Raw genomic sequence first — 9,695 nt, forward strand, 5'->3', positions numbered from 1 at the left:
ATTCGTGTTTTACAAATGGTTTGTTTGCTATACCCTTTTTTAAAAAATATTATTTTTTAAAATTTACTTGACTATTATTAGCTGGTCTTTTATTTATCACATTAAAATTATACAATATATCCACTTCAAATACAACACTTTATCACAAATATTCCTTTTATTGTATATAATCTCAGATAAAATTCTCCTCAAAACCCTATGTTAATTTATAAAAAAATCAGCTATGTCCGAAAACATAACTGATCTTTTTGAATAACCAAAAGCATTTATTTTAAATTACTGTATCCCATTAATTTCTTATCTACCGCCATAGCAGCTTCTCTACCTTCTCTTATAGCCCATACTACAAGAGATTGTCCTCTATGCATATCTCCAGCAACAAATACATTTTCTGTACTAGTTTCATATTTGCCTTCAGCTGTTAATACATTTGTTCTTTCATTAACCTTAACATTGAAAGCTTTTGTAACATATCCTTCACTTCCTAAGAAGCCTGCTGCAATTAATACTATATCAGCATCTATTATTGTTTCACTTCCTGGAATCTCTACCATTTTAAATCTTTCAGTCTTTTCATCCTTTTCAGACTTAAGCTTTATAAGTTTAACCTTTGTAAGCTTTCCAGTCTTATCTTTTATGAATTCTTTAACAGTTGTTTGATATATTCTTGGATCATGTCCAAATACTGCTATAGATTCTTCTTGCCCGTAATCTGTTTTGCAGACTCTTGGCCATTCAGGCCATGGATTATTTTCTTGCCTTTCATCTGGAAGCTTAGGCATCATTTCAAGCTGAGTTACTGATTTTGCTCCAAGTCGTATTGATGTACCAACACAGTCATTACCTGTATCTCCTCCACCAATTACTATTACATTCTTACCCTTTGTTTCTATATATTTTTTATCTTCAAAGTTAGAATCTAATAGACTCTTAGTAGTTCTCTTTAAGAAATCAACAGCAAAGTAAATTCCTTCTGCATCTCTTCCTGGTGCCTTAATATCTCTTGGATTAGAAGCTCCACACGCTAAAACTACTGCATCATATTCTTTTACAAGCTTTGATGCCTTATAGTTAGTTCCAACATCAGCATTTGTTACAAATGTAATACCTTCCTCTTCCATGACTTTTATTTTTCTTTCAATAACATGTTTTTCAAGCTTCATATTTGGAATACCATACATTAATAATCCACCTGGTCTATCACTTCTCTCATAAACAGTTACTAAATGACCTCTTTTATTTAATTGATCAGCAGCAGCTAGTCCAGAAGGACCTGAACCAACTACAGCTACTCTCTTACCAGTTCTTACTTTTGGAGGATCTGCCTTAGCAAGTCCTTCTTCATAAGCACTTTCAATTATGCTTCTTTCATTTTCTTTTATTGAAACTGGTTCATTGTTTAAACCACATGTACATGCAACTTCACATGGAGATGGACATACTCTTGAAGTAAACTCAGGAAAATTATTTGTTTTCTTTAAACGGTTATATGCTTGTTTCCAGTTACCTGTATATATTAAATCATTCCACTCTGGTATTAAGTTATGAAGTGGACATCCTGTTACCATTCCTTTAATTAGTATACCTGACTGACAGAAAGGCACACCACATTCCATACATCTAGCCCCTTGAATTTGTTGCTTTTCCTTTGATAATGGTGCATGAAATTCATTAAAATTCTTAATTCTTTCTTTAGGTTCTAAAGCCTTGCTTTCTTCACGTTCATATTCTAAAAAGCCTGTTGGTTTTCCCATTTTTCTACACTCCTATCCTCTTGTATTAGCATAGAAAGCTTCAATTTGAGCTTGTTCACTGCTAAGTCCTTTTTCTTCCATTGCAACTGTTGTAAGTAGCATCTTCTTATATTCATGAGGTATTACCTTCTTAAATTTAGGTAAATATTCCCCAAAGTTTTCTAAGATTTTCTTACCCTTTGTAGAGTTTGTATTTTCAACATATTCTTCAATAATTTCTTTAAGTTCTAATACATCATATTTAGAAGTTAAAGCTTCAGAAGAAACTAGTGCTTTATTTAACTTAGTATAAAGATCTCTATCTTCATCTAGTACATAAGCAACACCACCACTCATACCAGCAGCAAAGTTTTTACCAGTCTTACCTAGGATAACAGCACATCCACCAGTCATATATTCACAACCGTGTTCACCAACACCTTCAACAACAGCAGTAGCTCCTGAATTACGTACACAGAATCTTTCACCTGCTACACCATTTATAAAGGCCTTACCACTTGTTGCACCGTATAAAGCAACATTACCTATAATTATATTTTCATCTTCCTTAAATTTAGGATTAATATCTTTAGGAGGAACAACAACTATCTTACCACCTGATAATCCTTTTCCAAGGTAGTCATTACAATCTCCTGATAATTTTAATGTTAAACCATTTGGTATAAATGCACCAAAGCTTTGTCCACCACTACCATTACATTTAACAGTGAAAGTATCTTCAGGAAGAGTGTTATAATAACGCTTAGTTATTTCTGCTCCAAATATAGTACCTAAAGTTCTATCTGTATTAGTAACATCTATTTCAATTTCTTTCTTAGTCTTGTTTTCAAGAGCTGTTTTGAATTTCTTTAGTAATACTTTTTCATCTATAGTCTTTTCAAGCTCAAAGTCATAAACATTCTTCTTCTTGTAATCTACTTTATATTCTTTTCCAACATAAGGATTATCTAAAATTCTCTTTAAGCTTATCTCTTCTGCTTCACCGCAAGACACATCATCTCTTTGTCTTAATAGGTCAGTTCTTCCTACTAATTCATCAACAGTCTTAACTCCAAGTTTCGCCATATATTCTCTTAATTCTTCAGCAATGAATTTCATAAAATTCATTACATATTCTGGCTTACCTTTAAATCTCTTTCTAAGTTCAGGGTTTTGAGTAGCAATACCTACAGGGCATGTATCAAGGTTACATACTCTCATCATTACACATCCCATAGTTACAAGTGGTGCTGTAGCAAATCCAAATTCTTCTGCTCCAAGAAGTGCTGCAACTAAAACGTCTCTACCACTCATAAGCTTACCATCAGTTTCCATAATTACTTTAGATCTTAAGTCATTCATAATTAATGTTTGATGAGTTTCTGCCACACCAAGTTCCCATGGAAGTCCTGCATTGTGAATAGAACTTCTAGGGGCTGCACCTGTACCTCCATCATATCCTGATACTAATACAACTTGTGCTCCTGCTTTAGCAACACCAGCTGCTACTGTACCAACTCCTGCTTCAGAAACAAGTTTTACTGAAATTCTTGCATCCTTGTTTGCATTTTTACAGTCATATATAAGCTGAGCTAAATCTTCAATTGAATAAATATCATGATGAGGTGGTGGTGATATTAATCCAACACCAGGAGTTGAGTGTCTAGTTTTTGCAACCCATGGATAAACTTTCTTAGCTGGTAAGTGTCCACCTTCACCTGGTTTAGCTCCCTGTGCCATCTTAATTTGAATTTCCTTAGCACTTACTAAATATCTAGAAGTAACACCAAATCTTCCTGATGCAACTTGCTTAATTGCTGAACATTTATTAAGACCATCTGGTCCTACAGTTAATCTATCTAAATCTTCTCCACCTTCACCAGAGTTAGATTTACCTCCAAGGTTATTCATGGCAATAGCTAAAGTTTCATGAGCTTCTTTAGATATAGAACCATAACTCATAGCACCAGTTTTAAATCTCTTAACTATAGAATCTACACTTTCAACTTCATCTATTGAAATTCCCTTAGCTGGATAGTTAAAATCTAATAAACCTCTAAGGTTAACTTTATTAGTTTCATCATCTATAAGTTTTGTATATTCCTTAAATGTATTGTAATCTCCAGTTCTTGTAGCCATCTGTAATAGATGTATAGTCTTAGGATTATATAAATGTTCTTCTTTTTCACTTCTTGATTTGTGGTTTCCAACACTATCTAATGTTAAATCTACATCTAATTCAAGTGGGTCAAAAGCTTCAGCATGAAGTTCATCTATTTGATTTTCTATATCTTTAATTGTAATACCTTCAATTCTTGAAACAGTATTAGTAAAGTACTTATTAACAACTTCTGTACTTAAACCTATAGCTTCAAATATTTGAGAGCCTTGATAACTTTGAATTGTTGAAATACCCATCTTAGATGCAATCTTAATAATTCCATCAAGTATAGCTTGGTTATAATCATTAACTGCTGCATAATAGTCTTTATCAAGCATGTTATTGTCTATAAGTTCTTTAATACTATCTTGAGCTAAATATGGATTAATAGCACTTGCACCATAACCAAGTAAAGTTGCAAAATGATGTACTTCTCTTGGTTCACCACTTTCAAGAATCATAGCTACAGAAGTTCTTTTCTTAGTCTTAACCAAGTGCTGTTGCATAGCTGAAACTGCAAGTAATGAAGGAATTGCAACGTGGTTTTCATCTACTCCTCTATCTGAAAGAATAAAGATATTAAATCCATCTGCAAAAGCTCTATCTACTTCTAAGAATATACGTTCAATTGCTTTTTCAAGTGAAGTATTTTTGTAGTAAGTTATAGGAATTACCTTTACATTAAATCCATCTCCATGTAAGCTCTTGATTTTTAATATATCAGTGCTTGTTAAAATTGGATCGTTAATCTTTAATACTCTACAGTTTTCTGCTTTTTCTTCTAGAATATTTCCATCTTTACCTATATAAACTGAAGTTGAAGTTACAACCTCTTCACGAATAGCATCTATAGGTGGATTTGTAACCTGAGCAAATAACTGTTTGAAGTAGTTAAATAATGGCTGCTTCTTATTAGATAAAACTGCAAGTGGTGTATCCTTACCCATAGCCCCCATTGGTTCTTTACCAGACATAGCCATTGTTAATATAGAAGTTTTTAAATCTTCATAAGTATATCCAAAGGCCTTTTGAAGTCTTGCTCTTTCTTCTGCGCTATATTCTTGAACCTTTTTATTTGGAATTTTTAAGTCCTTTAATTTTATTAAATTGCTATCAAGCCATTCACCATATGGCTGTTTATGTGCATAATATTCTTTTATTTCATCATCATCTATTAATCTTCCCTCTTTTGTATCAACAAGAAGCATTTTTCCTGGTCTTAATCTATCTTTCACAACAATTTTAGATTGATCTATATCTACAACACCAACCTCTGATGAAAGAATTAGGTAATCATCATCTGTAATATAGTATCTTGAAGGTCTAAGACCATTTCTATCTAGAACTGCTCCTACTAAATCACCATCACTAAATACTATTGATGCTGGTCCATCCCATGGTTCCATCATTGTTGAATAATATTGATAGAAATCTTTTTTAGCTTGACTTATATTGCTATTTTTACTCCATGGTTCTGGAATAGTAATCATTACAGCAAGTGGAAGTGGCATTCCACTCATTACTAAGAATTCTAATGTATTATCAAGCATTGCTGAATCTGAACCTTCTTGATTAACAACAGGAAGAATCTTATACATTTCTTCTTTTAAGAAATCAGATTGCATATTTTCTTCTCTTGCATGCATCTTATCAACATTACCACGTATAGTATTAATTTCACCATTGTGTACAATAAATCTATTTGGATGTGATCTATTCCAGCTTGGATTTGTATTTGTACTAAAACGTGAGTGAACCATTGCTATGGCAGATACATAATCATCATCTTGTAAGTCTTTAAAGAATGATCTAAGTTGTCCAACTAAGAACATACCTTTATATACGATTGTACGACTAGATAAAGATACTACATATGTATTATCATTACTTTGTTCAAACACTCTACGCGCAACATAAAGTCTTCTATCAAAGTCTAATCCCTTTTCAACATCCTTTGGTTTTTTAACAAAACCTTGCAAAATATAAGGCATACATTCAACAGCTTTATGTCCTAATACTTCTGGTGCTGTTGGAACTTCTCTCCATCCTAAAAATTCAATGCCTTCTTTTTCAACAATAATCTCAAACATTTTCTTTGCTTGATTTCTTTTAAGTTCGTCTTGTGGAAAGAAGAACATTCCTACACCATATTCACCTTCTTCACCAAGATTAATCTTTAAATTTTTAACTGCTTTTGTAAAAAACTTATGAGATACTTGTAATAGTACACCAACACCATCACCAGTTTTACCTTCAGCATCCTTACCTGCTCTGTGTTCTAAGTTTTCTACTATTTTAAGAGCGTTTGCTACGGTTTCATGAGTTTTTATTCCCTTGATATTAACTATAGCCCCAATACCACAGTTATCGTGTTCAAATCTTGAATCGTATAATCCACAATTCGATTGTTTTGTTATAATATCATTATTATCTCTCATTGTAACCTATCCTTTCTAGTCATCTTATTAATATCATATTACTCTATTTTAAACTTTTGAAAAGATTTCTAGATTATTTACTTATTTATTTAAATAAGTCCCCCTTAAAACTTTAAAAAATTAAGTTGCTGTATAAAATAATTAAGCAAATTTACATAAAAAATAATAAGGACTCAAAAATTTGAGTCCTCTAAAGTTCACTTACCATACAGTCTTTTACAATCACTTTAGATACAGAACTTTCTAATTTATTCATTTGTAGTATCTGTTTCTTTGCCTCTTCTTTATTTTCTCTTTCCTTAAAATACTTAAATGCAAAATAATGTCCATAATATTTTATATTTAAATCATCAGAGTTTATTAAGTGGCTAATAGAACTATAATCTGATTCTTTATAACTACTCCCTAAATTATCAATTAAAGTTAAATTAAATAGAGCTACTTCTTCAAGGGCTTTCTGACCTCCTCTTTTTAATCTTAAGATCCTACCTCCATCACTATATAAAATACCTGTTTTCATAGGTATTAAACATGCAATTCCCATACCTATAGCCATAAAACTTAGAAATATGAGAAAAAGTATCTGTGTATATAATGCAACTGGTAAAACTAATAGTCCAAAGATTAATGAAAACATTGGACCTGCTAATAATATCTTCATCCATATTTTCATATTATCTGTGCTATTGTCCTTTGGCATAGTCCCTCCAACTCCTGCCCAAAACACCATGTTTTTTTCCAAATATATTTTTACTTTTCCATCTTCATTCTTAAAACCTATAGGTCCTACTACTAACATTTCAAATTTCCATCCATAAAATATACCTGCACTTACATGTCCAAGTTCATGAACATAACCTGCAATTAAATATGAAATTATAGCTTCAATAATAAATATAATCACTTTCATAATATTCCCCCAGTTAATTTAAAAGATTCTCTATTACTTTTTTGATTTTAATTCCAATATATTCTTATAATATCATATATTTTAAACCTTAATGAAACAAAAAAGATGACTCCTAAATAATTTAGAAATCACCCTTTTTACTGTTTCCTTAACAAGAGTCTACTTTAACTATATAGACTTTCTCTTTTAATTCTTCATTAATTATACTATATTTTAATTTCTATTAATTTGCAGCTCTACCTTCATACATTCCATATATTAAATAATGGTCATAATATAAAGCATTATTTTCACCATATGCTGCTCTTAAATCTGCATATCTAGATTTATAAGTTTGCACATTAAAGTTAGGAGATGCCACTCTACCCTCTCTCATTCCACACACTAAGAAATGATACATAACGCCTAAATAATTGTTTCCATATGCTGCTTTAACATCTGGGTTATTATTTAGATAATATGACATATTAAATATAGGTGATAGGTCTCTTCCTTCCTTATATCCATATGTAATAAAATGATTGTATGCTGCCTTATAGTTTCCTCTACCAAAAGCATTAATTAAATCTTGGTTATGATTTAAATAATAAACTACGTCAAAAGTTTCAGAAGCTATTCTTCCTTCATTTATTCCATAGTTCATATAATGATTGTAAAGGCTTGTACTATTAGTACCAAAAGCATTTTTTAAATCTTGATATTTCCAAGAATAAAAGCTAGCATTACAAATTGGCATTATCTCCTGCTCAGATTTACCAGTATTTGAAGTAGTATTATTAGCAGTACTGCTACTGTTTATAATTCTTCTAGCTCTCCAAAAAGAAGATATGTTGGAAATTTTAACCACATCACCAGTTTGAGGTGAATGTATTATTTTATTATCCCCAACATAAATACCAACATGATTAGCACTAGTAAAAACTAAATCTCCTGGTTGAAGATTACTTCTAGATACTTCTAATCCAGATTTAATTTGGTCATATGTAGTTCTACCTATATTGATACCTGCAGCATTCTTATAAACATAAGACGTCAGGCCAGAACAATCAAAGCTGTTTGGCCCAGACGCACCATAAACATATGGTCTTCCTAAAAATTGTTTCGCATAAGACACTACAGCTTGTCCGGACGTCGCTGCCTCAGCTTTAACTCCACCAAAAAATTGGCTCATAGCTATTATTAAAATAATCGAAATTAATGAAAGAATTTTCTTTGGTTTGTTTTTTATTACTACCAGAAAATACACCTTCTTTCTTCCCCGTCTATTATTTTAGTCAATTGTAATCCTTTTTAACAGTTAATTTGTTCCAAAAACCATTATAAAATACATTTTTTATAAAAAAACTTTATATAATGTTATTTGTAATTATTTTTTTATATTTTTTATGCTATACTATTAAAAATAAATAAAAAATAGAGGTCGTAAAAATGAATATAATAATTTCACCTGCAAAAAAAATGAAGGTAAGTAGTGATGATTTTCTTATTAAGGATATGCCATGCTTTATTGATAAAACAAAAATTCTTCTTAAAGAATTATCTAGAAAGTCATATGATGAATTAAAATTACTTCTATGCTGTAATGACAAAATTGCCTCTCTAAATTATGATAGATATAAGAATATGGATTTAATGCACAATCTTACACCAGCTTTATTTTCATATGAAGGTATTCAATATAAATATATGTCACCTAATTCTATGAGCAATGATGAACTTGATTATGTTCAAAAGCATTTGAATATTTTATCTGCATTTTATGGTATTTTAACTCCCTTTGATGGGGTTGTTCCCTATAGACTTGAAATGATGGCAAAATTCAAAACACCTTTTTGTGATAATTTATATGACTTTTGGAAAGATGACTTATATAAAGAATTAATTAAGAAAAATAGAGTATTTATTAATTTAGCTTCTAAAGAATATAGTAAATGTGTTGAAAAATACTTAAGCTCTGAAGACACATTTATTAATATTATCTTTGGCTCATTAGTAGATGGAAAAATTAAAACAAAAGCAACTGAAGCTAAAATGGCTAGAGGGCGCATGGTACGTTTTATGGCAGAAAATAATATAGAAAATATTCAAGACATAAAAAGATTTTCAGATTTAGGATTTTCTTTCTCTGAAAATAATTCTGATAATAACAATTTAGTATTTTTAAAGTAAATGATAGAGATGAGCATAATTGATCTTTAAAAAATTGAATATAGATTAGAGAATTAAAAATAGTAAAATTAGGATAACTACTAATAATATGACCTAAAAAAGGGCAGACTATCCCTATAAGGATAGTAAATGTAAAAAATTAGATTGTTAAAGAGTTAAATCGCGCGTTTAAGATTACTTAAAGAACGAAGCATATCGCCCTTATTGGTAATGATTGCGGCGAGTGCAACAGCTAAGAGACATATATGACCCAAGGTATTTTGATTTTCGATGGATCTTATGTT

Annotated in this window: 5 protein-coding genes; 1 reads left to right on the forward strand and 4 read right to left on the reverse strand. The window is 30.9% G+C overall.

The features are described 5' to 3' along the window. Positions 1-266 precede the first annotated feature (266 nt). From BM384_RS12395 to BM384_RS12410, 4 genes are all read right to left on the reverse strand, one after another. Positions 267-1,754 (reverse strand): glutamate synthase subunit beta, encoded by a 1,488-nt coding sequence (locus tag BM384_RS12395; protein WP_090014038.1) that lies wholly within the window; start codon positions 1,752-1,754, stop codon positions 267-269. Between the two features lie 12 nt (positions 1,755-1,766). Beyond that, positions 1,767-6,332: a glutamate synthase large subunit gene (gene gltB / locus BM384_RS12400; RefSeq protein WP_090014040.1), complete on the reverse strand. Its 4,566-nt coding sequence runs from the start codon at positions 6,330-6,332 to the stop codon at positions 1,767-1,769. A 190-nt stretch (positions 6,333-6,522) separates the two neighbouring features. Next, positions 6,523-7,242, reverse strand: coding sequence for a M50 family metallopeptidase (locus BM384_RS12405; RefSeq protein WP_090014042.1), 720 nt, complete (start codon positions 7,240-7,242; stop codon positions 6,523-6,525). Positions 7,243-7,465: 223 nt separating this feature from the next. Continuing rightward, the gene (locus tag BM384_RS12410) at positions 7,466-8,488 is read right to left on the reverse strand and encodes a C40 family peptidase (protein ID WP_242946026.1); all 1,023 of its coding nucleotides are present in this window, start codon (positions 8,486-8,488) and stop codon (positions 7,466-7,468) included. Positions 8,489-8,670: 182 nt separating this feature from the next. Here BM384_RS12410 and yaaA point away from each other — a divergent pair, with 182 nt between their 5' ends. Further along, positions 8,671-9,411, forward strand: coding sequence for a peroxide stress protein YaaA (yaaA, locus tag BM384_RS12415; protein ID WP_090014044.1), 741 nt, complete (start codon positions 8,671-8,673; stop codon positions 9,409-9,411). The last annotated feature ends 284 nt before the right edge of the window (positions 9,412-9,695 follow it).

The organism is Clostridium sp. DSM 8431, assembly GCF_900116755.1.
Classification (GTDB): Bacteria; Bacillota; Clostridia; order Clostridiales; family Clostridiaceae; genus Clostridium.